Origin of the sequence: Comamonas sediminis (assembly GCF_041107495.1) — a bacterium.
GTDB lineage: Bacteria > Pseudomonadota > Gammaproteobacteria > Burkholderiales > Burkholderiaceae_C > Comamonas > Comamonas sediminis.
This window is the reverse complement of the sequence record NZ_JBGBDC010000001.1, coordinates 368,764-391,441: the sequence shown is the minus strand read 5'-3', so window position 1 is coordinate 391,441 and position 22,678 is coordinate 368,764. Positions and strand designations below refer to the sequence as shown.

Annotated in this window: 22 protein-coding genes; 11 read left to right on the top strand and 11 right to left on the bottom strand. The window is 64.1% G+C overall.

Going from position 1 to position 22,678, the window contains the following annotated elements; genetic code table 11:
- Positions 1-24: 24 nt before the first annotated feature.
- The 3 genes from AB7A72_RS01675 to AB7A72_RS01665 all read right to left on the bottom strand — a co-directional run bounded on the left by AB7A72_RS01675 (position 25) and on the right by AB7A72_RS01665 (position 3,330).
- The gene (locus AB7A72_RS01675; RefSeq protein ID WP_369458832.1) at positions 25-945 is read right to left on the bottom strand and encodes a sulfurtransferase; all 921 of its coding nucleotides are present in this window, start codon (positions 943-945) and stop codon (positions 25-27) included.
- A 101-nt stretch (positions 946-1,046) separates the two neighbouring features.
- On the bottom strand, positions 1,047-1,928 hold the full coding sequence (locus AB7A72_RS01670) for a DMT family transporter (RefSeq protein ID WP_369458831.1): 882 nt from the start codon (positions 1,926-1,928) through the stop codon (positions 1,047-1,049).
- 262 nt (positions 1,929-2,190) lie between these two features.
- Positions 2,191-3,330, bottom strand: a complete 1,140-nt coding sequence (locus AB7A72_RS01665) for an aromatic ring-hydroxylating oxygenase subunit alpha (RefSeq protein ID WP_239811362.1) — start codon at positions 3,328-3,330, stop codon at positions 2,191-2,193.
- Between the two features lie 405 nt (positions 3,331-3,735).
- Between AB7A72_RS01665 and AB7A72_RS01660 the strand changes: the two genes are divergently transcribed.
- The 4 genes from AB7A72_RS01660 to AB7A72_RS01645 all read left to right on the top strand — a co-directional run bounded on the left by AB7A72_RS01660 (position 3,736) and on the right by AB7A72_RS01645 (position 8,301).
- On the top strand, positions 3,736-3,993 hold the full coding sequence (locus AB7A72_RS01660; protein ID WP_369458830.1) for an exodeoxyribonuclease VII small subunit: 258 nt from the start codon (positions 3,736-3,738) through the stop codon (positions 3,991-3,993).
- A gap of 9 nt (positions 3,994-4,002) precedes the next feature.
- Positions 4,003-4,911, top strand: coding sequence for a polyprenyl synthetase family protein (locus AB7A72_RS01655; protein ID WP_239811364.1), 909 nt, complete (start codon positions 4,003-4,005; stop codon positions 4,909-4,911).
- 124 nt (positions 4,912-5,035) lie between these two features.
- Positions 5,036-6,949, top strand: a complete 1,914-nt coding sequence (dxs, locus tag AB7A72_RS01650; protein WP_369458829.1) for a 1-deoxy-D-xylulose-5-phosphate synthase — start codon at positions 5,036-5,038, stop codon at positions 6,947-6,949.
- A gap of 266 nt (positions 6,950-7,215) precedes the next feature.
- The gene (locus AB7A72_RS01645; RefSeq protein ID WP_133858059.1) at positions 7,216-8,301 is read left to right on the top strand and encodes a TRAP transporter substrate-binding protein; all 1,086 of its coding nucleotides are present in this window, start codon (positions 7,216-7,218) and stop codon (positions 8,299-8,301) included.
- A 231-nt stretch (positions 8,302-8,532) separates the two neighbouring features.
- On the opposite strand, the gene AB7A72_RS01640 is transcribed toward AB7A72_RS01645, so the two are convergent.
- Together AB7A72_RS01640 and AB7A72_RS01635 are read right to left on the bottom strand one after the other, a co-directional pair.
- Positions 8,533-10,365 (bottom strand): TRAP transporter large permease, encoded by a 1,833-nt coding sequence (locus AB7A72_RS01640; protein WP_239811366.1) that lies wholly within the window; start codon positions 10,363-10,365, stop codon positions 8,533-8,535.
- 20 nt (positions 10,366-10,385) lie between these two features.
- On the bottom strand, positions 10,386-11,015 hold the full coding sequence (locus tag AB7A72_RS01635; protein WP_230771442.1) for a TRAP transporter small permease subunit: 630 nt from the start codon (positions 11,013-11,015) through the stop codon (positions 10,386-10,388).
- A 447-nt stretch (positions 11,016-11,462) separates the two neighbouring features.
- Between AB7A72_RS01635 and AB7A72_RS01630 the strand changes: the two genes are divergently transcribed.
- Positions 11,463-12,083: an OmpA family protein gene (locus AB7A72_RS01630; RefSeq protein WP_239811367.1), complete on the top strand. Its 621-nt coding sequence runs from the start codon at positions 11,463-11,465 to the stop codon at positions 12,081-12,083.
- An 81-nt stretch (positions 12,084-12,164) separates the two neighbouring features.
- On the opposite strand, the gene modC is transcribed toward AB7A72_RS01630, so the two are convergent.
- The 3 genes from modC to modA all read right to left on the bottom strand — a co-directional run bounded on the left by modC (position 12,165) and on the right by modA (position 14,961).
- Positions 12,165-13,301: a molybdenum ABC transporter ATP-binding protein gene (gene modC, locus AB7A72_RS01625; RefSeq protein WP_369458828.1), complete on the bottom strand. Its 1,137-nt coding sequence runs from the start codon at positions 13,299-13,301 to the stop codon at positions 12,165-12,167.
- Complete coding sequence (modB, locus tag AB7A72_RS01620; RefSeq protein ID WP_312409698.1) at positions 13,298-13,996, bottom strand: molybdate ABC transporter permease subunit; 699 nt, start codon at positions 13,994-13,996, stop codon at positions 13,298-13,300. Before modB ends, modC begins: the two co-directional genes overlap by 4 nt.
- A gap of 209 nt (positions 13,997-14,205) precedes the next feature.
- The gene (gene modA / locus AB7A72_RS01615; protein ID WP_369458827.1) at positions 14,206-14,961 is read right to left on the bottom strand and encodes a molybdate ABC transporter substrate-binding protein; all 756 of its coding nucleotides are present in this window, start codon (positions 14,959-14,961) and stop codon (positions 14,206-14,208) included.
- 178 nt (positions 14,962-15,139) lie between these two features.
- Between modA and AB7A72_RS01610 the strand changes: the two genes are divergently transcribed.
- Positions 15,140-15,970 carry a TOBE domain-containing protein gene (locus tag AB7A72_RS01610; protein ID WP_369458826.1) on the top strand — a complete coding sequence of 277 codons (831 nt, stop codon included), beginning with the start codon at positions 15,140-15,142 and terminating at the stop codon, positions 15,968-15,970.
- 27 nt (positions 15,971-15,997) lie between these two features.
- Here AB7A72_RS01610 and AB7A72_RS01605 read toward each other — a convergent pair whose 3' ends face one another.
- Positions 15,998-16,879, bottom strand: a complete 882-nt coding sequence (locus AB7A72_RS01605; protein ID WP_369458825.1) for a LysR family transcriptional regulator — start codon at positions 16,877-16,879, stop codon at positions 15,998-16,000.
- A 76-nt stretch (positions 16,880-16,955) separates the two neighbouring features.
- Here AB7A72_RS01605 and AB7A72_RS01600 point away from each other — a divergent pair, with 76 nt between their 5' ends.
- A complete protein-coding gene (locus AB7A72_RS01600) occupies positions 16,956-17,912 on the top strand; it encodes a DMT family transporter (protein WP_369458824.1) in 957 nt (318 codons plus the stop codon).
- A gap of 72 nt (positions 17,913-17,984) precedes the next feature.
- Here the strand turns inward: AB7A72_RS01600 and AB7A72_RS01595 are convergent, their stop codons facing one another.
- Complete coding sequence (locus AB7A72_RS01595) at positions 17,985-18,869, bottom strand: LysR family transcriptional regulator (protein ID WP_369458823.1); 885 nt, start codon at positions 18,867-18,869, stop codon at positions 17,985-17,987.
- A 127-nt stretch (positions 18,870-18,996) separates the two neighbouring features.
- Here AB7A72_RS01595 and argC point away from each other — a divergent pair, with 127 nt between their 5' ends.
- Positions 18,997-19,923, top strand: a complete 927-nt coding sequence (argC, locus tag AB7A72_RS01590) for an N-acetyl-gamma-glutamyl-phosphate reductase (protein ID WP_369458822.1) — start codon at positions 18,997-18,999, stop codon at positions 19,921-19,923.
- Between the two features lie 12 nt (positions 19,924-19,935).
- Here argC and AB7A72_RS01585 read toward each other — a convergent pair whose 3' ends face one another.
- Positions 19,936-20,316 (bottom strand): hypothetical protein, encoded by a 381-nt coding sequence (locus AB7A72_RS01585; RefSeq protein WP_369458821.1) that lies wholly within the window; start codon positions 20,314-20,316, stop codon positions 19,936-19,938.
- Positions 20,317-20,376: 60 nt separating this feature from the next.
- On the opposite strand from AB7A72_RS01585, the gene AB7A72_RS01580 reads away from it, so the two are divergent.
- The 3 genes from AB7A72_RS01580 (at position 20,377) to AB7A72_RS01570 (ending at position 22,677) form a co-directional block, all read left to right on the top strand.
- Positions 20,377-21,012 carry an ABC transporter ATP-binding protein gene (locus AB7A72_RS01580; protein ID WP_369458819.1) on the top strand — a complete coding sequence of 212 codons (636 nt, stop codon included), beginning with the start codon at positions 20,377-20,379 and terminating at the stop codon, positions 21,010-21,012.
- 107 nt (positions 21,013-21,119) lie between these two features.
- Entirely contained in the window at positions 21,120-21,947 is an 828-nt protein-coding gene (locus tag AB7A72_RS01575; RefSeq protein ID WP_230771421.1) for an undecaprenyl-diphosphate phosphatase, read from the top strand.
- 202 nt (positions 21,948-22,149) lie between these two features.
- Entirely contained in the window at positions 22,150-22,677 is a 528-nt protein-coding gene (locus tag AB7A72_RS01570) for a 2,4'-dihydroxyacetophenone dioxygenase family protein (protein WP_313333335.1), read from the top strand.
- Position 22,678: the final 1 nt, after the last annotated feature.

Genomic DNA, 22,678 nt, shown 5'->3' with positions numbered 1-22,678 from the left:
GGCCTGGGAATCAGCAGCGATTCATCAGCCTCGCTCGACGGGGCGCGATGGGTCGCTGCACCATTCGCTCCAGCTGCCGGCGAACAGCGCCGTCGGCGCGTAGCCGGCAATCTCCATCGCCATCAAATTGGGCAATGCGCTGACCCCGCTGCCGCACTGGTGCACCACCGTCTGCGGATCGTGCCCGGCCAGCAGTGCCTCGAACTCGGCGCGCAGTTCGGCAGCAGGTTTGAAGCGGCCGTCAGGTCCGATGTTCGTTGTGAACGGGCGGTTGAGCGCGCCAGGAATGTGGCCGGCCACCGGGTCCAGCGGTTCGACTTCCCCGCGGTAACGCGCCGGCGCACGCGCATCGATCACAGTCTGCTGTGCGCCCAGCGCCTGCTGCACCTCGCTGGCAGTTTTGAGCGTGCGCAGCGCCGGGCGCAGTTCAAAATTGCTTTGAAAATGGCTGGCAGGCTCGCCCGCCTCCACCGCACCACCCGCCGCCTGCCAGGCCTGCAGGCCGCCGTCGAGCACGGCCACGGCATCGTGGCCGGCCCATTTGAGCATCCACCACAGGCGGCCAGCATAGTTCACGCCATTGCGGTCATAGACGACCGCCTGCATGTCGTTGCGAAAGCCGACCTGCGACAGCCACACCGCAAAGCGCTCCCGGCTGGGCAGCGGATGGCGGCCGCCGGAGGCTGGCGGGCCCAGGTCGGTGGCCGCAATGCTTTGGCCGTGGCTCAGGGCGCCATGCGGGGCGCTCAGGTCCTTGTCGAGATTGGCGTAGACGGCGCCCGCAATATGGGCCTGGGCAAACTGCTCGGCACCGGCGGCGGGCTTGGTCAGGTCAAAGCTGCAGTCAAACACCATCACCTGCTGCGGGCTGGACTGCTGCAGCGCCTGCAACTGGGTGACCGTGATCAGGGTGGTGTAGGCAGCGGTAAGGGGTGTGGTGGCCATGGCAGAGCTCCAGGAAGAATCTTGCAAACATTATGTGGCAGTGCCGCGCCCGCTGCAGCCAACCCGGGTGGCATCACCATGCCGCAGGGCGTCTGCCTGGATCAGCGCTTGCGCAGTACCGTCGCGACGATGCCGCTGCCGACGATCAAGGCCATGCCCATCCAGCCGATGGCCGGAATCTGGTCGCCAAAGACGACGATGCTGAACAGGCCCGCAAACACGATGCCTGAATACTGCAGGTTGGCGACGACCAGGGTGGCGCGGCGCGTCGTGGCCGATCCGTAGGCGCGCGTCATCGCCAGTTGTGCACCGGCGGCCAGAATGCCGACGGGGATCAGCCACAGCGCGGGCCAGCCGGGGAAGCGGGAGGTACCGACAAACAAGGTGGCCAGGCCGCCAGCGATGGCCGAACCCACGGCAAAGTAGAACACCACGCGCTGCTCGGGCTCGCCCATGCGCGACAAGGCCACCACCTGCATGTAGGCAAAGGCCGAGATCAGCCCGGACATCAGCCCCACCAGACCGGCAAACATCTGGTCTGCCTCGATATTGGGGCGCAGCATCAGGATGACGCCGCAAAAGCCACTGATCACCGTCAGTACCAGCGGAATATTCAGCGCGGGCTGGTCGCCCTCGCCCTTGGGGCGCCAGGTGAGCAGGGCGCTGCCCACGACAAAGGCCGCTACCCAGAGGCTGCTCATATAGTTCAGGGTCATCGCGGTGGCCAGCGGCAGCTTGCCGATCGCATAGAACCACATGCCCATCGACGTGACGCCGATGCAGCTGCGCCAGGCATGCATCCGGGGGTAGCGGGTGGTCAAGGAGATATTCTGGCGCCGGGTGAGCCACCAGATCAGCGCCATGCTGATGAGCCCCCGGTAGAACACGATCTCGGCCGCGTTGAAATACACAGAGGCGAACTTGATGCACACGCCCATGAGTGCAAACATGAACGCCGCGGCCACCATCCAAAGGGCTTGCATGGGAAACTTCTAAATAAAAAAGCTGCTATCGCAAAGCGGAAGGGACCCTCTGCAAAACTCCCTGCCGTGGTCTGAACGCGGTCTCGGGCGATCCGCTGCGTTGTCTTTCTTGTCAATAGCTACGGCTATTGACCGCAAAAGACGCCTTGCGTCTCATCCCGATCCGCATCCATCCCGCTTGGCGAGGGTTATGCAAAGCGTCCCTGACAGCTATATAGGTCTAGACCGGTCTAGATAGTTGGGAGTGCCTGGCTGTGGCAGATCACTTGTCTGGAACAGCGGCCTGCATCATACCCCGATACCACTCGTGGAAGTGCTGCATGCCGTCTTCCATAGGACTCTGGTAGGGGCCGACTTCGTTGTCGCCCCGCTCATACAAGGCCTTGCGGCCGGCATCCATGCGCTCGCCAATCTCGTCATCCTCGATGGCGGTTTCCATATAAGCGGCTCGCTGGGCCTGCACGAACTCGGGCTCGAAGGCGCTGATTTCCTCGGGGTAGTAGAACTCCACGACATTCAGGGTTCGGTCCACGCTCAGCGGGTGCAGGGTCGAGACCGTCAGCACATGCGGGTACCACTCCACCATGATGTGCGGGTAGTAGGTCAGCCAGATTGCGCCGTGTTCGGGCATTTTTCCGTCACGGTAGTTCAGCAGCACCTCGTGCCAGGTCTTGTAGATGTCCGAGCCGGGCTTCGCAAAGGTGGGCGCCACGCCCACCGTCTGCACCGAGTACTCCTTGGCAAACTCCCATCTCAGGTCGTCGCAGGTGACGAAATTGCCCAGTCCGGGGTGGAAGGGGCCGACATGGTAGTCCTCCAGATAGACCTCGATGAAGGTCTTCCAGTTGTAGTTGCACTCATGCATCTCGACATGGTTGAGTACAAAGCCGTCAAAATTCAGTGCAGCGGCCGGGCCCATGTTGGCGAGGTCTGCCTGGATGTTGCGGCCGTTGTCCTCGAACAGCAAGCCATTCCATTCCTGCAACTTGTAGTTGTTCAGGTTGAGACAGGGGTCCTGGGCAAAATGCGGCGCGCCCAGCAGCTCGCCGCTGGGGCTGTAGGTCCAGCGGTGCAGCGGGCAGACGATGTTGCCGCCGGCGCTGCCTTTTTGCTGGTGATTGAGCGAGCCGCGGCCCTTCAGCATCACCGCCTGGCGGTGGCGGCAGACGTTGGAGATCAGCTCGGCCTGGCCCGCAGCATTGCGCACCAGCGCACGCCCTTCCTTCTCATGGGGCAGGGCGTAGTAGTCGCCAATCTCGGGAATCGCCAGCTGGTGGCCCACGTACTTGGGGCCGTTCTGGAAGATGGTTTGCATCTCGCGCTCGAACAGCGCTTGATCAAAGTAGCTTGAAACTGGAAGTTGGCTTGCGGCCTGCTGCAGTTGAAGACTTAAATCAGACATGGGTGACCTGACCTAAAGACTCCCCACAGGGAGGGTGCGTGTGCGCACGCTGAGAAAAAATAAAACCGGCAGCAACAACAAAGGATGGCCGGTTTCGCGAAAAATGGGATTATACCCAGTGGGGTTATTCCCGTTCCGTCCATGCGTGAATTGAGCCATGGTGACCTCGGTCGGCCACGTTTCATCCTCCCATCGACAGGCTGGCAATATTATCAAATTGATAGCTGTGGCCTCATATTTCACAATAGATCGCCGGGATCTTTTGTGGGAATTGGCCCCAGCCTGGGGTCCGCCGTCAGGCGGGCGGCGGCGGCTGCGCCCGCGTGTGCTTCTGCTGCGCCTAAAATCGAGCCTTTACATCCATGCACCAGGGCAAGCTGTTTGCCCTCTTTGCCCTCTTTGCCCATGCCCAAGGCCACTGCTCCCAAGACGTCTGCCACGCCGGACCTGCCCGAACCCGACAACTACGAAAGTGCGCTGCAGGAGCTCGAAGGCCTGGTCGCCCGCATCGAATCGGGTCAGCTGCCATTGGGCGACATGCTGGCCGCCTACCAGCGGGGCGCTGTGCTGCTGAACTTTTGCCGGGGCAAACTCGAAGCGGTGCAGGACCAGATCAAAGTACTGGATGAGGGCCAGCTCAAGCCCTGGACCAGCGAGGAATAAGCGCTAACAATGACATCACCGCACGATAATTTTGCACTCTGGTGCAGCCAGGAACTTGCCCGCGTGGAGGATGCCCTCACACTGTGGATTGCTGCCGATGCCCCGGCCAACCTGGGCGAGCCGATGCGCTACGCCGTGCTCGATGGCGGCAAGCGCCTGCGCCCGCTGCTGGTGCTGGCAGCGGCCCAGGCCGCTGGCAGCCTGGCCGCAGGCCCCGCCGAGGCGGCCTTGCGCGCTGGCTGTGCGGTGGAGTTGATCCATGCCTACTCGCTGGTGCATGACGACATGCCCTGCATGGACGATGATGTGCTGCGCCGAGGCAAGCCAACGGTCCATGTGCAATTTGGCCAGGCCCAGGCACTGCTGGCCGGCGACGCATTGCAGGCGCTGGCTTTTGAACTGCTGGTGCCCGAAGGCAGTGCCATCCCCGATGCAGTGCAGGCGCGCCTGTGCCGGCAGCTGGCGCTGGCGGCAGGCTACAACGGCATGGCTGGTGGCCAGGCGATCGACCTGGCCAGCGTCGGCAAGCAGCTCAGCCGTGAGCAGCTCCAGCAAATGCACAAGCTCAAGACAGGTGCGCTGCTCCAGGCCAGCGTCGAAATGGGCGCTACCTGCGCAGGTATCCAGGGCGCGGCCCTGGTCGCGCTGCAGCAATACGGCGCCGCGCTGGGGCTGGCTTTCCAGGTGATCGACGATGTGCTCGATGTGGTCGCCGACTCTGCGACGCTGGGCAAAACGGCCGGCAAGGATGCCGACCACGGCAAACCCACCTATGTGTCGCTGATGGGCTTGCAGGCTGCCCGTGACTACGCCCATGAGTTGCTGGCCGAGGCCCAGCAGGCGCTGGCGGGCAGCGGCCTGCCGCAGACGGCTGCCCTGGCGGCGCTCGCCGACATGGTGGTGCGCCGCAGCCATTGAGTAGGCCAAATGCGCCTGTGACCGCTTAACCGGCGTCAAGGCGCTAACATAGCCCCTTGCCATTCCAGTAAAAAAACTGCGCGGATGCTTCCGAGGTATGCGTAGCAAGTGACCAAACCATAGTATGTCCACGAAGACCTTTCCCCTGCTAGCCACCGTCAACGATCCGGCGGATCTGCGCAAGATGTCGCGCGCCGAACTCAAGACGCTGGCGCGTGAGCTGCGGGAGTTTGTGCTCGAGAGCGTGTCCAAGACCGGGGGGCACCTGAGCTCCAACCTGGGCACGGTGGAGCTGACGATCGCGTTGCATGCCGTCTATGACACGCCCCACGACCGCTTTGTCTGGGATGTGGGCCACCAGACCTACCCGCACAAGATCCTGACGGGCCGGCGCGACCGCATGCAGGGGCTGCGCCAGTGGGGCGGCATCTCGGGGTTCCCGCTGCGCAGCGAAAGTGAATACGACGCGTTCGGCACGGCCCACTCGTCGACCAGCATCTCGGCGGCACTGGGCATGGCCGAGGCCTTCAAGATCAAGGGCAGCGATCACCAGGCCGTCGCCATCATTGGTGACGGGGCGATGACCGCCGGTATGGCCTTCGAGGCGCTGAACAACGCCGGGGTCAGTGATGCCAACTTGCTGGTGATCCTCAACGACAACGACATGAGCATCAGCCCGCCGGTGGGTGCGCTCAACCGCTACCTGGCGCAACTGATGAGCGGCCAGTTCTATGCCAAGGCGCGCGACGTGGGCAAGAGCGTGCTCAAGCAGGTACCGCCGCTCTTGGAGCTGGCCAAGCGCCTGGAGCAGCAGGCCAAGGGCATGGTGGTGCCTGCCACGTTGTTCGAGAACTTCGGCTTCAACTACATCGGCCCCATCGATGGCCATGACCTCGATTCGCTGATCCCGACGTTGGAAAACATTCGCCAGCTCAAGGGCCCGCAGTTTCTGCATGTGGTCACCAAAAAAGGCCAGGGCTACAAGCTGGCCGAGGCCGATCCGGTGGCCTACCACGGCCCGGGCAAGTTCGACCCGGCCATCGGCCTGGTCAAGCCCGCGACGCCACCCAAGCCGACCTTCACCCAGGTGTTTGGCCACTGGCTGTGTGACATGGCAGCGCAGGACGAGCGCCTGGTGGCGATCACGCCGGCGATGCGCGAAGGCTCGGGCATGGTCGAGTTTGAAAAGCGCTTTCCCAAGCGCTATTTCGATGTCGGCATCGCCGAGCAGCACAGCGTCACCTTCGCCGCCGGTCTGGCCTGCGAAGGGCTCAAGCCCGTCGTTGCCATCTACTCGACTTTCCTGCAGCGCGGCTATGACCAGCTGATCCACGATGTGGCACTGCAAAACCTGCCCGTGGTGTTTGCGCTGGACCGTGCCGGCCTGGTGGGTGCCGATGGCGCCACCCATGCCGGCAATTACGACATCGCCTTTACCCGCGCCATTCCCAACATGAGCGTCGCCTGCCCGGCCGATGAGCGCGAATGCCGCCAGCTGCTGAGCACCGCCTTTGCCCAGAACCACCCGGTGACGGTGCGCTACCCGCGTGGCGCTGGTGCCGGTGTGGCCCCGCTCGAATCGCTGGAGGGCCTGCCCTTTGGCAAGGGCGAGATCCGCCGCCAGGCCCAGCCTGCCGTTGCGGGCCGTCCGCGCATCGCCATCCTGGCCTTTGGCAGCTTGCTCTACCCGGCCTTGCAGGCGGGTGAGGCGCTGAACGCCAGCGTGGTGAACATGCGCTGGGCCAAGCCGCTCGATACCGAGCTGCTGCAGCAGGTGGCGCAAAGCCATGAGGCCCTGGTCACCGTCGAGGATGGCTGCCTGATGGGCGGTGCCGGCAGCGCCGTGCTCGAGGCGCTGCAGCAACTGCACATCGATGTGCCGGTGCTGCAGCTGGGTCTGCCTGATGTCTTTATCGAGCATGGCGACCCCGTCAAGCTGATGGCCATGCAGGGCCTCGATGCCGCCGGTATCGAGCGCAGCATTCGCGAGCGCTTTGCGGTGCCTGAGGCGGCAGCCGGCCAGAGCGCTGCCGCCTGATCTGCCGCCAGGCCCGCGCCTGGCGCATAGCGACAAGCCCGGTCATGGTGTACCGGGCTTTTTGTTGCCTGCGAAAGCGCTGCGGCGGCGCCGCTGCTGGTTCTGCCTCGCTTGTGGCGCAATGCGAACAAAATCCTGGGTCCTACGCTGGGGAAAACCCGCTGAAGTCACTACTGCAACCATTTCTACAATTTGCAAAGCTCAAAGCGGCTCTTGCCTATGGCAGGATAGCTACCTTTACTTTCTACAAATACTTGGAGACATACATGGATCGTCGTTCGCTTATCAAAAATGCCGGTATTGCTGGCGTGCTGGCTGCTGGCGTAGCGCCGGCGGTGCATGCGCAGGCAGCAGTGCGCTGGCGCCTGGCGTCGAGCTTCCCCAAGTCGCTTGACACCATCTTCGGTTCTGCTGAAAAGCTGTCCTCGGCCGTCAAGGCCATGTCGGGCGGCAAGTTTGAAATCTCGGTCCACCCCGCAGGCGAGCTGATGCCCGCGTTCGGCGTGGTTGATGCGCTGCAGGGCGACACCATCGACATGGCCCAGACGGCGGCCTACTACTTCACCGGCAAGGACCCGATCTTCGCGTTCAGCTGCGCGGTGCCCTTTGGCCTGACCACCCTGCAGATGGCGGGCTGGAAGGACCACGGCAACGGCCGCAAGCTGCTCGACGCGTTCTTTGAAAAGTACAACTTCAAGACCGCATCGGCCGGCAACACCACCACCCAGATGGGCGGCTGGTACCGCAAGGAAATCAAGACCGTGGCCGACTTGAAGGGCCTGAAGATGCGCATGGGCGGCGGCGTGTTCGGCGAGGCCATGGCCAAGCTGGGCGTGGTGGCGCAGAACATGCCTGCCGGCGACGTCTACCAGGCGCTGGAAAAGGGCACCTTGGACGCCGTGGAATTCGTCGGTCCTTACGACGATGAAAAGCTGGGCTTCAACAAGGTCGCGCCGTTCTACTACTACCCCGGTTGGTGGGAAGGCTCGGCCGATCTGGAGTTCTTCATCAACATCAAGAAGTACAACGCGCTGTCGCCCGAGAACAAGGCCATCCTGGATGCCGCCACCCGCGTGGCAGCGGCCGACATGACCGCCAAGTACCAGGTGCTCAACCCCATCGCGCTGAAGAACCTGGTGGCCAACAAGACCCAGCTCAAGCCTTTCTCGAAGGAGTTGATGGACGCCGGCTTCAAGGCCTCGATGGAAACCTTTGCCGAGCACGAAGCGCGCTCGCCCGAGTTCAAGAAGATCCACCAGGACATGCGCGCCTTCCAGAAGGACCAGATCCTGTGGAACCGCTTCTCCGAGTACCCATTCAACCAGTACATGGCCCAGGTCAAACTGCCCTGATAGCCGCTGGCGCCGGGCCTCTAGAGGTTTGGCAGTGCAAGGTGAGAGCCGCAGCTTGCTGCGGCTTTTTTGCGTCTGTGGGGCACAGGCAGGTGCTGGTGCTCCGCTGGCGTATTCAGAGGGGCTGCAGGGGGGCGGGCAGCCGGCGCATAGAAGAGGCTGGGCCCCGCTGCAGGCAGCCATAAAAAAACCCTGGCAAGCCAGGGTTCGGGGGGATGGGCTGGGAGCCCTTTATTTGCTTTCGGCAGCGGGGGCGGTGCCCAACGAGTCCTGCAGGGCCTTGGCCGGGTCGTCCGAGCCATAGCCTTCTGCAGCAGGTGCTGGCACTGCACCTGCATCGCTACCGGTTGCTGCACCTGCATCGGCAGGGGCATCCGGGGTGGCAAACGGGTTGTCCCCGTAGCCGCCGTCCGCATTGCCCAGTTGGTTCATCATCTGCTCATTGACCTTCTGCATATCGACGGCTACCGGCTTATCCAATGCGCCGGTGACGATGCCGGGGAAGGCGATCAGCACACCCACCATGACCAGCTGGATCAGCACAAACGGCACGGCACCCTTGTAGATCTGCATCGTGGTCACCGGCTCGATGACCTTGTGCGTGACCCGGTCCACATACTGCTTGTCAGGCGCCACCGAACGCAGGAAGAACAGTGCAAAGCCGAATGGCGGGTGCATGAACGAAGTCTGCATGTTGACCGCCAGCAGCACACCGAACCAGATCAGGTCGATGCCCATTTTGTCGGCCACCGGTCCGAGCAGCGGCACAACGATGAAGGACAGCTCGAAGTAGTCCAGGAAGAAGGCCAGGAAGAAGATCATGATGTTGACCACGATCAGGAAGCCGGTCTGGCCGCCTGGCAGGCTGGTCAGCAGGTGCTCGACCCACTTGGGGCCGTCAGCGGCCTGGAACACCAGGCTGAAGGTGGTTGCGCCAATCATGATGAACATCACAAAGCTGGCGAGCTTGGTGGTTGAGCCCAGCGCCTGCTTGAGCAGGTTCATGTTCAGGCGCTTGCGGGCAAAGCCCATGATCAGGGCAGCCATCGCACCCATCGCGCCGCCTTCGGTGGGGGTGGCGATGCCCAGGAAGATGGTGCCCAACACCAGGAAGATCAGCAGCAGTGGCGGGATCAGCACAAAGGTCACGCGCTCGGCCAGCTTGGACAGCAGCCCCAGCTTGAAGATGCGGTTGATCGACGCGATCACGAAGGCGATGAAGGTGCCGCCGCACATGGCCGTCACGATCTTTTCGTCGGTGGCCACATCGGTGACCAGCTTGCCTTCCCACCAGGTGTGGATGTCAGCCATATGGTTGGCCAGGAAGATCGCCACAATGGTCGACAGGCCCATCACGACGATCAGCGAGGTGTAGCCGGCGTTGCCATTGGCTTCGCGGTAGATACGGGCCTCAACAGGCAAGGCTGGCACCATCTTGGGTTTGAAGATCGCCAAACACGCGACCCACAACACATACAGACCCATCAGCATGAAGCCGGGGATGAAGGCGCCCTTGTACATGTCGCCCACGCTCTTGCCCAGTTGGTCGGCCATCAGGATCAGCACCAGCGATGGGGGAATGATCTGGGCCAGCGTGCCCGACGCGGCAATCACGCCCGATGCAAGGCGCCGGTCATAGCCATAACGCAGCATGATGGGCAGCGAGATCAGGCCCATCGAGATGACCGATGCGGCCACCACGCCGGTGGTGGCGGCCAGCAGTGCGCCGACAAAGATCACGGCGAGCGCCAGACCGCCCCGGATCGGACCAAAGACCTGGCCCACCGTGTCGAGCAAGTCCTCGGCCATGCCGCTGCGCTCCAGTATCAAACCCATCAAAGTGAAAAAGGGCACGGCCAGCAAGGTGTCGTTGGCCATGATGCCGATCAGGCGCTGGGGCAACCAGGCCATCACCGACGAGGGGAAGACATTGAGCTCAATGCCGATAAAGCCGAACATCAGGCCGGCAGCGCCCAGGCTGAACGCCACCGGGAAGCCGAGCAGCAGGAAGACGATCAGGCCCGCGAACATGATCGGGGCGTAGTTGGTAACGATAAAGTCCATGTGAGGTCCTCTGGCCGGCCTTAGACCTGGCGCGCGGCAGCTTGGGCTGCGGCGGCCTGCGCCTGCTTGATTTCAGCTTCGGCACGCAGTGCCTCTGCCAGCTCTTCCTCGGCGCTCTTGTCGCTGAGCTTGCCCATTGGATCGGGGCCGTCGCCGGTCAAAAAGGCGATGCGCTTGACCAGCTCGGACAGGCCCTGCAGCATGAGCAAGGTGATCCCGACAGGAATGGCGGCCCATACGGGCCAGCGGATCAGGCCGCCCGGGTTGCCGGACATTTCACCGGACTGGTACATCTGAATGACCACGGGCATGCTCAGCCACAGAATGGTCAGGCACAGCGGCGTCAGGAACAGCGCAAAGCCGATGATGTCGATCCAGACCTGCTTGGTCTTGGACAGGCGTGAGTTGATCACATCGATGCGGACATGCTCCCGGTGCAGCAAGGTGTAGCCGGCGGCCAGCAGAAAGGACCACGCGAACAGGTACCACTGCACTTCCAGAAAAGCGTTGGAACTGGCGTCAAAGGCCTTGCGGACAATGGCATTGGCCGCGCTGATGAAGGTGGCGGCAAAGATCAGCCATATCGAATATTTGCCGACGAAGGCGTTGAGCCTGTCTATGGCCCTGGATAGGGCGAGTAAAGCCTGCATGGTGTCTCCAATGGTTGGCTAGTCCTGTAATAAGTGCTCAATGCTGGTAAGCAAATGCACTTTTTCGAAAAGCACTGATTTTACGAATAACTATGCCTTTTGCCCTACAAATTGATGCGTCGATGTTGTGAACAGGAGCAAGGAAGAAAATTTTTTTGTGCGCCTGCCGCAAAATCAAGGGTAACTACTAGTGGAGCGGCATGGTGTCGGCATGTGCTGCTATCTATTTTCAAGCGACTGGCGGGCGTTCGCTACCGGTCAGACCCGTAGATCGCCGGCGCTGGGGGCGTTCGCCGCCGCTGCCGGTTCGACACGCAGGCGCGGTGCTGCCATGTACAATCTCGCGCGTACCTGGCAGTAGCGGCGGAGCTCTTGGGGGCCTGGCCTGCTGCCAAAACATTTTCCTTTTCTGTCTTTTTACGCACTACGGGTGCCTGGAGTCTGACCGTGAGTTCTTCGCAAAATAATGACGGTGATGAGCGCTTTGCCTTGGGCCTGGTTTTTGCCCTGATCATTTTGGTGGTGTTGGGTGTCGTCTGGTTCGGTGCTTACAAGGGCATCCATGGAGCCAAGTCCGGCAACGCCGCCGTGACCGCCACGGCCGATGGCGCCAAGCGCGGTGCGGTGTTGGGCGGTACCGTTCCTGCCGTGGCCGCCGCACGTGCTGCTGAGGCGGCCAATGCCGCTGGCGCGGCCGGCGCTGCTGCTGCCAACGGCGCTGCCGTGGTTGCCGACGATGCCGCCGCCGTGGTCATCGAAAATGGTGTGGTCAAGTTTTACTTCGCCACCGCCAAGGCCGAGCTGGCTGCGGGCGCCAACGAAGCGCTGGTGGACGTGATCGCTGGCGTCAAAGCCGGTCAACGTGCGGTTATCTCGGGCTACACCGATGCCACCGGCGACGCGGACAAGAACGCCGAGCTGGCCAAGCAACGCGCCTTTGCCGTGCGTGATGCGCTGCTGGCCCTGGGCGTGACCGAAGACAAGCTGGAGCTGAAGAAGCCCGAAGCGGTGGAAAACGCTGGCAACAATGCCCAAGCCCGCCGCGTGGAAGTGGTGCTGGCCCCTTAAACGGCCCCACCTGGAACGACAAAGCCCGGATGCGTCCGGGCTTTTTTTGTTGTTGGCGCCAGGCGCCAGTGGCTCTGGCGGTCAGCGCAGGACCGCAACGCCCTTGAGCTGGGCATGCACGAGCAGGCCCGGCGTCAGCTGCAACAGGCGCGCCGAGCGGGCAGACACCAGTGCCAGCAGATGGGGCGCGCCGTCGGCGCCACCGGGCGCCAGGCGCAGCTGCACCAGCACCTGGCCCGGGCTGCTGGCCTGCATCGCCGTCACCACGGCCGGCAGGCTGTTGAGGATGGAGCTGCCCGCCTGTGGCATCAACGACAGGCTGACATCGCGTGCCATGACCCGCAGACGCACGCGCTCACCTTGCTGGTAGTGGGCATCGGCCTGCGTCCAGTGCAATTGCTGTGGGGGGGTGCCCGGTATCTGCATCGACCACAGGTGGTCCTGCGTATCGTGGCCGCAGACCAGGCCTTCCAGGATGCTGGCCTGCTGTGCATCGGGCAAGGTTTTCGCAAGCGGTGTATCAAGCTGGCTCAGCAGCTCTGCCACCGGCCCTTGTGCCACCACACGGCCCGCCTGCAGCAGCACCACCTGGTCGGCCAGGCGGCCCACTTCGTCGATCGAGTGGCTGACATAAAGAATCGGCAGTTGGAGCTGCGCGCTGAGCTGGTCGAGGTAGGGCAGCACCTCGGCCTTGCGTTCGGCATCCAGCGCGGCCAGCGGCTCGTCCATCAGCAGCACGCGCGGGCTGGTGGCCAGCGCACGGGCAATGGCCACCCGCTGGCGCTCACCACCCGACAAGGTCGCGGGCTTGCGCGCCAGCAGCGGGCCGATGCCCAGCAGCTCCACCAGCCGCTCCAGTTGCACGCGCTGGCGCGCCGCCGGTGTGCGGCGCAGGCCGTAGCGGATGTTGTCATGGGCGCTCAGGTGCGGGAACAGGCTCGCCTCCTGAAAGACATAGCCCAGCGCGCGTTGGTGCGTGGGCAGCCAGTGGCCGCTGTCGTCGTCCTGCCAGCGCTCGCCATTGACAGAGACCTCGCCCTGGGCACGCTCCAGCCCTGCGATGGCGCGCAGGCAACTCGTCTTGCCGCAGCCCGAGGGGCCAAACAGCGCGGTGACACCCTGGCCGGGCAGCTGCAGCTCGACCTGCAACTGGAACGAGGCGCGCTGCAGCTGCAGGCGCGCGTGAATGCCGTTATAGATGTTCTGGACGTGCGTCATAGCGGGCTCGCGTGGTTCTTGTCCCGGGGTTGCAGCCATTGCAGTGCCACCAGCACCACAAAGGCAAACACCACCATGCCACCCGCCAGCCAGTGCGCCTGGGTGTATTCCAGTGCTTCCACGTGGTCATAGATCTGTACCGAAACCACGCGCGTCTTGCCAGGGATATTGCCGCCCAGCATCAGCACGATACCGAACTCACCGACGGTATGGGCAAAGGTCAGTACGGCAGCGGTGATGAAGCCGGGGCGCGCCAGCGGCAGCGCCACGCTGAAGAAGCTGTCGATGCGGCTTGCGCCCAGGGTGGCGGCCACTTCCAATGGGCGGCGGCCCAGGCCCTCGAATGCCCGCTGCAGCGGCTGCACTGCGAAGGGCAGCGAATAGACCAGCGAACCCACCACCAGCCCGGCAAAGGTAAACGGCAGATAGCCCAGGCCCAGCGCGTGGGTGAGCTGGCCCAGCGGGCCGTTGGGGCCCATCGTGATGAGCAGGTAGAAGCCAATCACCGTGGGGGGCAGCACCAGCGGCAACGTCACCACCGCGCCGATGGGGCCGCGCCAGCGCGATGGCGTATGCGCCAGCCACCAGGCCAGCGGCGTGGCCAGCACCAGCAGCAAGATCGTCGTGAAGCTGGCGAGCTCAAGCGTCAGCCAGATGGCGGCCCAATCGTCGGGGCTGAGAAAGGAAGTACTCACGGCAGGCGGGGGCTGGCAAGGTGGCAACAAGGGGGAGGGCGCTGCGCCCATGGTGCACGCTCAGCGCGGGCGCGGCAAGCGGAATGTGTAGCCGGGCCCACGCGCTGAAGCCGCTGGCTCGCGGGTGGCATAAAGGCTGGCCGCTCAGCTTCCGTCTGGCTGACCAGGACCGGCCAGCGTGCGGGCGGGCCGCGTTCTCCACCCGTCTCTTAAAACGCGTAGCCGTAGGATTGGATGATCGCGCGCGCCTTGTCACCCTTGAGGTATTGCATCAAGGCAGTAGCGGCAGCATTGTCCTTGGCGCTGTTGAGCAAGACCGCGTCCTGGCGGATGGGTTCATGCATGGCCGATGGAACAATCCAGGCCGAGCCCTCGCGCAGCTTGCCGTCTTCCATCACCTGCGACAGTGCCACAAAACCCAGCTGGGCATTGCCGCTGGCTGCGAACTGGTAGGTCTGGCCGATGTTCTCGCCTTGCACGATCTTCGGCGTCACCGCGTCGGTCAGGCCCAGGTGTTGGAGCGTTTCCATCGCGGCCAGGCCGTAGGGGGCCAGCTTGGGGTTGGCGATGGCGATGTGGCGGTAGTCGCCAGTCTTGAGCACGGCGCCGGTGTCGTCCACATAGCCGGCCTGCCTGCTCCACAGCACCAACTGGCCAATTGCGTAGGTGAAGCGGCTGGCGGCCACGCCCTTGCCTTCCTGGGCCAGCTTTGCCGGTGTCGTGTCGTCGGCGGCCAGCAAAATGCCAAATGGCGCGCCGTTGTTGATCTGCGCATAGAACTTGCCGGTGGCGCCAAACGACAGCACCGCCTTGTGGCCGCTGTCCTTTTCGAACGCGGCGGCAATCTTTTGCATCGGCGCGGTGAAGTTGGCAGCGACGGCCACCGAGACTTCGTCGGCATGGGCACCGGTTGCGAAGGCTGCCAACAGGGACAGGGCGAGAGGGGCAAGGCGGTGTGCGGTCATGGCAGTCGTCAGGTCGCTATTCTGTTAGTGAATAGCGCGAGTGTAACGAGATTGCGGGGACCTGCCAAATGGTGGGGGGCATAGGCCGCCGCGTTGCCACGCTATTGCGCGCGTTGCATGTCTGGTGTGGCGATATGGGCATCTGCACCGGGTGGTAAAGCATGCGAAGATTCGCGCCATGATTCCCCAAGCATCGCTCGCCGCCGCGCTCTCCGAGAAGCGCTCTGACCGCCGCATCGACGTGCTGCGCCATATCCAGGAATGCGGCTCCATCTCGGAGGCCGCGCGCCGCGTGGGCATCAGCTACAAGGCGGCCTGGCAAGCCTTGGATACCTTGTCCAACCTGGCAGGCGTGGAGCTGGTGCAGCGCAGCGTGGGTGGCAGGGGCGGCGGGGGCGCCCAGCTCACGGCCGATGCGTTGCTGCTGCTCGAAGCGGCCAATGCCATGGGCCAGGCCCGCGAGCAATTGCATGTGCAGCTGGAGCATGCGCGGCAACTGCCGGTGGCCGCAGACCCCCAGGCGCGCACTGCCGGGGCTGCAGGCATCTCCGTCGCCACCACCTTGGCGCGTTTGCAGGTGATGACCAGCATGCGCAACCAATGGCCCTGCGTGGTGGCCCAGCTCAGCCGCAGCGGCCCGCTGGTGCAGGTCCAGCTGCAGGGCGCCGCTGCCGGGGCGCAATTTGGGCTGCAATCCCACATCACCGACGAGAGCGCGCAGCTGCTGGGCCTGCGCCAGGGCTTACCGGTGCTGGCCATGTGCAAGGCCACCGCAGTGACGGTGCAGGCCGCATCCGGGGCCACCGCGCTGGCGCCGGGCGGCAATGGCTGGCAGGGCGCCGTCACGCGTGCCACGCGGGGTGGCACGGTCCAGGAGCTGGCCGTGCGCCTGCAGTCCGGCGTGCAACTGGTGGGTTTCAGCCGCCAGGCATCGTCGCTGCGTGTGCGTTCTGCGGTGCAGGTGACGGTGGAGCCCTCGGCCGTGGTGATTGCGCTGAGCGGGGAGTAACTGGCCTGCTCCTGGCACCCAGGCGCTTTATTCCATCACCAGGCGCTTGCGGGCTTTTCGGGTGGACTCGACGAAGGCTGCCGCTGCGGGCGATAGCCGGTCAAAGCGCAGCGCCGCCAGCGCGATGTGGCGGTGGTTGCGCGGCGCCAGCGGGCGGTAGACGACGCCGGCCGGTGGCGCAGGTAGTGCCAGGCGCGCGGCAATCGTCAGCGCATCGCCTTGGGCGACAAAGCCCATCATCGAGCTGAGTTGTTCAAACCGGTACAAGGTGTTGGGCACCGAGCCCTTCTGGCCCAGAAAGAGATCGACCCGGGGGCCCGAGCCTGCGGAGGTGCGGATAAATGGCTGGCCATGGAAATCCAGCGCGCTGATGCTGGCCTTCTGGGCCAGGGGGTGCGCCGCAGGCAGTACGGCCACGAGCTCGTCTTCGAGCAGCGCTACGGTGTCAAAACGCTCATCGGGCAAGACCACAAAGCCCAGCTCCACGCGGCGCTCCAGCAGCCACTGCAGCACCACACTGTCCACCGCTTCTTCGATATGCACCTCGACCAGCGGATGCGCCTGCCGAAAGGCTGCCAGCAACTGCGGCAGCAGGCGCAGCGAGGAGGTCGCGCCAAACGACGCGATATGCAGGCGCCCGCGCGCCACGCCCTGCGCAGCCTGTGCTTCCTGTAACAGTGCTTCTTGCTGCTGCAGCATGTCCTGGGCGCGCACCAGCAGGCGGCTGCCGACCTCCGTCAGGCTGACCGCTGCGCCGTCGCGGCTGAACAGGCTGACGCACCAAGCTGCCTCGAGCTGCTTGATCGCATGGCTCACCCCGCTTTGCGAGATGCCGAGGGCCGCTGCGGCGCGGGAAAAACTGCCCACCTTGGCCAGGGTGGCAAACACGTGGAGCTGGGTGAAGGTCATGGCGGAAACCAGGTACATGGCCTATGAGTATTTGCTCATTCGACCATCAATGGTGATTAGCGGATAGTAACAGCGCATGAACTCCTCCAAATACTCCACCCATCTGGGTCTTATCGGCATGGCGGCGCTGTGGGGCGCATCCTGGCCCTGGGGCCGCGTTGTGGCGCAGGCCATGCCGCCGCTGGCTGCGGCCAGTCTGCGTTTTTTGCTGGCCAGTGCCGTGCTGCTGCTGTGGCTAGGCCATTCCGGGCGCATGGGCCGTTTGTGGCATCTGGCGTGGCGGCAGTGGCTCGGGCTGGCGGCTGCGTCGGCGGTGGGCGTGCTGGGCTACTCGCTGTTCTTTTTGCTGGCGCTCAAAACCGTGCCCGCAGGCAAGGCGGCGATGGTGGTTGCGCTCAACCCGGTGCTGACGATGCTGTTGGCGGTGCTGCTGTTTCGTGAACGGATCAATCTGCCCATTTTTATCGGCCTGGGGCTGGCGGTGGGCGGCGCCTTGTATGCCCTGAGCGGTGGCCATTGGGGCTGGGCCCAGGGTAGCGCTGCGGGGGCCGGCGAATGGCTGCTGCTGGGCTGCGCGGCCTGTTGGGTGGGCTATACCTTGCTGGGCCGCCTGGTGCTGGCCAGCATCGATCCGCTCACCACGACGGCTGCGACCGCCAGTATCGGCGCGCTGTTGCTGCTGGGCGCCAGTCTGGTGGCGGAGGGGCCAAGCGCCTGGGCAGGCCTGGTGCATGTGCGCGTCGAGGTGTGGTACAGCCTGGTCGCGCTGGCGCTGGGGGCCACCGCGCTGACCTATGCCTGGTACCTGAAGGGCGTGCAGGAGCTGGGCGCCGGGGCAGCGGCCGCCTATATGTCGTTGGTGCCCTTGTTTGGCATGCTGCTGTCCAGCCTGTGGCTGGCTGAGCCGGTCACGGCTTCCTTGCTGCGTGGCGGTGGCGCGGCGATTGCCGGGATGCTGCTGATGAATGCGGGCCGCATGCGGCTGGCGCAGCGCCCAAAGCGCATCGCGCCAGACAGTGCAAGGACCGGTTGATCGCGCGAGTGACTGGGCGGCTGGGGTGCTGCACAGGCCTGGCTTTTCAGCCCGGCCTTGCCGGTGTGCCTCTCACCCCAGGCGCAGCCCCCACAGCACATCCAGCACATGCTGGGTGGAAGGCTCCACATAGCCGGCGCGGTGGGCCATGCCCAGCCGGCGCCACAGCGCTGGGCGCAGCGGGCGCATGGCGATGCGCGCATCCGGCGCAGGGGCGGTGGCCTCGTGCGGCAGCAAGGTGGCGCCATAGCCGGCGGCGACCAGGCTCTTGATGGCGTCGTTGTAGTTCAGCGCAATGCGTGGCACCGGGTGGTGGCCGCCGGCGGCAAACCATTCGCTGGTCTGGCCTGACAGGCGTGTGCTGGCATCGTTGAGGATCAGGGGCTGGCTGGCAAGCCACTGGGGCGTGATACGGGCTGGGCTTTTCCAATCGGCAGGCACAAAGGCCATCACGGGATCGCGGCGCCAGGGTTTGATCACCAGGCCAGCCACGGCCGGCTGGGGCAGGGCCGTCACCCCCACATCCAGGCTGCCATCGACCAGCCGCGCCAGTGTTTCTTCCGAGGTCTGGACGCTGATCTGTATGTCAATGCCGGGATGCTGGTCGCGCAGCACGGCGAGCGCCTGCGGCAGCAGATGGGCGATGACGCCGGTCGAGGCGCCCAGCCGCACCCGCCCTTCCAGCCCTTGCACCTGGCGTTGTATGTCGCTCAACGCCTGCTCGGCATCGCCCAGCAGGCGGCGGGCGCGTGCGACCAGCACCTCCCCAATGGCCGAGGGCCTGACCTGGCCACGCTTGCGCGACAGAAGCGGCGCGCCAATGCGCTCCTCCAACTCGGCGATATGCAGGCTGACCGTGGGGGGTGCCAGGTGCAGGCTATGGGCGGCCTTGATGAACGATCCCTGGTCGGCAATCGCCACCAAGGTGCGCAAACGGTCCAGGCTGATTTCTCGCATCGCGGCTCCAAATTCAGAAAATCTGAATGTCTGGTTTATGAAATTCAACTTTCATTATTCTAGAGGGCAGAGGAACATAGCGGCTTCATCGATGGGCAGCGCCCGCATTCTCGGAAGTCATCTGCATATGCGCACTCCTCTTGTTTTTATCGACGGCGACCAGGGCACCACCGGTCTGCAAATCCATGAGCGGCTGCGCGGGCGCTCCGATATCCGCCTGCTGACCTTGCCTGCGGCAGAGCGCAAGAACGCCCAGCGCCGGGCCGAAGCCATCAACGCCTGCGACATCGCCATCCTCTGCTTGCCGGATGCGGCTGCGCGCGAGGCGGTGCAGTCCATCGTCAATCCTGCCGTGCGGGTGATCGATGCCAGTTCGGCGCACCGCACCCAGGCCGATTGGGTCTACGGTTTTCCGGAGATGTCGGCCGCGCAGTCAGCGCGCATTGCGCAAGCCCGCCGCGTCAGCAACCCGGGCTGCTACCCGACCGGCGCGGTGGGCCTGCTGCTGCCGTTGGTGCAGGCCGGGCTGCTGCCTGCGAGCTACCCCATCAGCGTGCATGCGGTGTCTGGCTACTCCGGGCGCGGGCGCGCTGGGGTGGAGGCGCATGAGGGCGGTGGCGATAGCCCGGCACCGGCCTTCCAGGTCTATGGGCTGGAGCTGGCGCACAAGCATGCGCCGGAGATTGCGCTGCACGCCGGTCTGGCCGCGCGCCCGCTGTTTGTGCCCGCTTATGGCGACTATCGCCAAGGCATCGTGCTGACGGTGCCGTTGGCCTTGCGCCTGCTGCCGCCCGGTGTGGACGCCGCTGCGCTGCAGGCCTGCCTGGCGCGGCATTATGCGCAGGCGCCCGATGTGCAGGTTCTGTCGCTGGACGAGACCAAGGCGCTCAAACACCTGGATCCGCAACTGCTCAACGGCACGAATGCGATGCAGCTCAGCGTCTTCCACAATGAGGCGCAGGGCCAGGTGCTGCTGGCGGCTATTTTTGACAACCTGGGCAAAGGCGCATCGGGTGCGGCGGTGCAGAACCTGGACCTGATGCTGGCTGCTTAAGAGGGAGATAGCTTAGTCGTTATCGCCCAGAAACTGCTCGGTTACCTGTTGGGAAAAGGGATCGGGGCCGCTGAGGGTCAGGCTCAGTTGCAGCGCGGGCTGCTGCGCGGCCTGGGGGGCCAGCAGCTGGCGTTGCCGTGCATCCCATTGCAAGGCCAGCGCATCGCCGGCATCGCTTTGCAGCTGCAGGTCCAGATCCCAGGCATGCCCCTCTTCCAGCGCGCCGGGGGCGCCAAAGGCATCGCTGCACCAGGCCAGCAGCTGCGTGACTTCAGCCGCCAGCGCAGGCCATTGGGCGGCCTTGGCGTAGGCCATCGCATCCAGGCTGCTGATGCCTTCGCCGTCATCGCTGGTGTCAAAGTCCAAATAGTCGAGCATGTGCGGGGTTTTCATCGATATGGCGGGATTTTATGCTATGTTTTTAGGAGTTAAGCAAGCAAGCCGGATACCCCTATGAGCCTGGATTGGAATGCGCTGGATTTTTCATACCCGCAAGCGGGCCCGCTGCTGGCCGGCTGGCACTGGCAGGCCGCCCCCGGCCTGGTGCAGCTGGTCGATGGCCTGAGCGCCGGCAAGACCACCGCCTTGCAATTGCTGGCCGGGCAGTTGCAGGCCAGCGGCGGCAGTCTGCGGATCGATGGCCAGACAGCGCAGGCGCTCAACAGCGCTGGCGCGGTGTTCTGGCATGAGCCGCGCCTGCCCGCCACGATGCCAGCCGGCACGACGGTGGTGGCGGATTGGATCGCGCAGATGCGCCGCGGCTGCCCGGGCTGGGATGAGGCACTTTTTGGGCAATGGCAAGCGGGCTTTGATCTGGCCCCGCATGGCGCCAAGCCTTTGCTGGCGCTGTCCACCGGCAGTCTGCGCAAGCTGGTCATCGCGCTGGGCTTGGCCAGCGGCGCCCGGCTGGTGCTGCTCGATGAGCCCACCTCGGGGCTGGACAAACCGGCGCTGGGCTTTCTGCGCGAGGCCTTGCAAACGGCGGCCCCCCAACTGGCCGCGCAGGGCCGCTACCTGGTGCTGGCGCATTACGAGCCCTTGCTGCCTGCCGGCGGCGCCGCGCAGGTGGTGGCCTTGCCAGCGCTCTAGAGGCTGCGCTGCATTGTGTAAATTTTCGTGCGCGCCCGGGGGCCAGCCCTGTGGCGCGTGTTGGGTCGCTGGATAATCGGGCAGACCGATTTTTTTGAAAGACTGTTGTGGATACCTTGCTGTTGATCAAAGCCGCCATCATGGGCGTGGTGGAGGGGCTGACCGAGTTCTTGCCGATCTCCTCGACAGGCCATTTGATTTTGGCCGGCAGCCTGCTGGGCTTTGACGATGCCAAGGCCAAGGTGTTCGACATCGCGATCCAGACCGGCGCCATTTTTGCGGTGATCCTGGTGTACTGGCAAAAGATTCGCAGCACCGTGGTAGCGCTGCCATCGAGCCGCCAGGCGCAGCGCTTTGCGCTCAATGTCTTCATCGGCTTTTTGCCGGCGGTGGTGCTGGGCCTGTTGTTTGGCAAGTACATCAAAGCGCATTTGTTCACGCCGGTCGTGGTGGCCACCACCTTTATCCTGGGCGGCTTTGTCATCCTCTGGGCCGAAAAGCGCCAGTCCGCCCATGTGCGGGTGCAGACCGTCGATGAAATGACGCCGCTCGATGCGCTCAAGGTGGGCCTGGTGCAGTGTCTGGCGATGATCCCCGGCACCAGCCGCAGCGGCTCGACCATCATCGGCGGCATGCTGATGGGCCTGTCGCGCCAGGCGGCCACCGACTTTTCGTTCTTTCTCGCGATCCCCACCTTGATCGGCGCAGGGGTCTACAGCCTTTACAAGGAGCGCGCACTGCTGTCGATGGCCGACATCCCCATGTTCGCGACCGGTCTCATCTTCTCTTTCATCAGCGCCTGGCTGTGCGTGCGCTGGCTGCTGCGCTATATCGCCTCCAACAGTTTTGTGCCGTTTGCCTGGTACCGCATCGTGTTTGGCATCATCGTGCTGGTGACGGCCTTCAGCGGCATGGTCAATTGGGTGGATTCCTGATCGCGCACTGGCTTGCGCCTCTTCACACTGAAGCCCGGCTCCACAGCCGGGCTTTTTTGTGCCCGTTTGCTCGCTGATGCAGTCGGGTCTCTGTCGCCAACATGTCTGTGCCCGCCAAGGCCTGGGGTTTGCCTGGGCTGCAGGTCTTGCGGTGATCTCTACAATTATCCATATTATGAACTTCTGTCCATATGGTGGATAAATGCCCATAGAAAGCCCCGACCAGACCCCGTTGATGCCCTACCAGTACCCGAACCCGCCCGATGCGCTGCCCGAGATCGTGGTGGAGAGCGCCATCCCCACCGATGACCGGCTGTGGGTGCCGCAGGCGGAGAACGTCTGGTTCCGTCCCCTGTGCCTCAATGCGAGCCAGGGCTACTGGATGAACCTGCTCAAAGTGCGCAAGTCCGGCGTGCTCAGCCGCCACCGCCACCCGCAGGCGGTGCATGGCTTTGTGCTCAAGGGCCGCTGGAAATACCTGGAACACGACTGGTGGGCCAAGGAAGGCAGCTATGTGTTTGAGCCGCCTGGCGAGACCCACACCTTGTACGTGCCCGAAGACTGCGAGGAAATGATCACCTACTTCCAGGTCAACGGTGTCATGTATTACACCGATCCCTGGGGCAAGGGCATGGGCTTTGAGGACGTGTTCACCAAGATAGAGATGTGCCGCAAGCACTTCGAGGCCGTGGGCCTGGGCGCGGATTACACGAACCAGTTCATTCGCTGAC

What these genes read in the sequence shown, in the direction of transcription:
- AB7A72_RS01675 (WP_369458832.1), bottom strand. Translation starts at nt 945, where the DNA reads ATGGCCACCACACCCCTTACCGCTGCCTACACCACCCTGATCACGGTC.
- AB7A72_RS01670 (WP_369458831.1), bottom strand. Translation starts at nt 1,928, where the DNA reads ATGCAAGCCCTTTGGATGGTGGCCGCGGCGTTCATGTTTGCACTCATG.
- AB7A72_RS01665 (WP_239811362.1), bottom strand. Translation starts at nt 3,330, where the DNA reads ATGTCTGATTTAAGTCTTCAACTGCAGCAGGCCGCAAGCCAACTTCCA.
- AB7A72_RS01660 (WP_369458830.1), top strand. Translation starts at nt 3,736, where the DNA reads ATGCCCAAGGCCACTGCTCCCAAGACGTCTGCCACGCCGGACCTGCCC.
- AB7A72_RS01655 (WP_239811364.1), top strand. Translation starts at nt 4,003, where the DNA reads ATGACATCACCGCACGATAATTTTGCACTCTGGTGCAGCCAGGAACTT.
- dxs (WP_369458829.1), top strand. Translation starts at nt 5,036, where the DNA reads ATGTCCACGAAGACCTTTCCCCTGCTAGCCACCGTCAACGATCCGGCG.
- AB7A72_RS01645 (WP_133858059.1), top strand. Translation starts at nt 7,216, where the DNA reads ATGGATCGTCGTTCGCTTATCAAAAATGCCGGTATTGCTGGCGTGCTG.
- AB7A72_RS01640 (WP_239811366.1), bottom strand. Translation starts at nt 10,365, where the DNA reads ATGGACTTTATCGTTACCAACTACGCCCCGATCATGTTCGCGGGCCTG.
- AB7A72_RS01635 (WP_230771442.1), bottom strand. Translation starts at nt 11,015, where the DNA reads ATGCAGGCTTTACTCGCCCTATCCAGGGCCATAGACAGGCTCAACGCC.
- modC (WP_369458828.1), bottom strand. Translation starts at nt 13,301, where the DNA reads ATGACGCACGTCCAGAACATCTATAACGGCATTCACGCGCGCCTGCAG.
- modA (WP_369458827.1), bottom strand. Translation starts at nt 14,961, where the DNA reads ATGACCGCACACCGCCTTGCCCCTCTCGCCCTGTCCCTGTTGGCAGCC.
- AB7A72_RS01610 (WP_369458826.1), top strand. Translation starts at nt 15,140, where the DNA reads ATGATTCCCCAAGCATCGCTCGCCGCCGCGCTCTCCGAGAAGCGCTCT.
- AB7A72_RS01605 (WP_369458825.1), bottom strand. Translation starts at nt 16,879, where the DNA reads ATGACCTTCACCCAGCTCCACGTGTTTGCCACCCTGGCCAAGGTGGGC.
- AB7A72_RS01600 (WP_369458824.1), top strand. Translation starts at nt 16,956, where the DNA reads ATGAACTCCTCCAAATACTCCACCCATCTGGGTCTTATCGGCATGGCG.
- AB7A72_RS01595 (WP_369458823.1), bottom strand. Translation starts at nt 18,869, where the DNA reads ATGCGAGAAATCAGCCTGGACCGTTTGCGCACCTTGGTGGCGATTGCC.
- argC (WP_369458822.1), top strand. Translation starts at nt 18,997, where the DNA reads ATGCGCACTCCTCTTGTTTTTATCGACGGCGACCAGGGCACCACCGGT.
- AB7A72_RS01585 (WP_369458821.1), bottom strand. Translation starts at nt 20,316, where the DNA reads ATGAAAACCCCGCACATGCTCGACTATTTGGACTTTGACACCAGCGAT.
- AB7A72_RS01580 (WP_369458819.1), top strand. Translation starts at nt 20,377, where the DNA reads ATGAGCCTGGATTGGAATGCGCTGGATTTTTCATACCCGCAAGCGGGC.
- AB7A72_RS01570 (WP_313333335.1), top strand. Translation starts at nt 22,150, where the DNA reads ATGCCCATAGAAAGCCCCGACCAGACCCCGTTGATGCCCTACCAGTAC.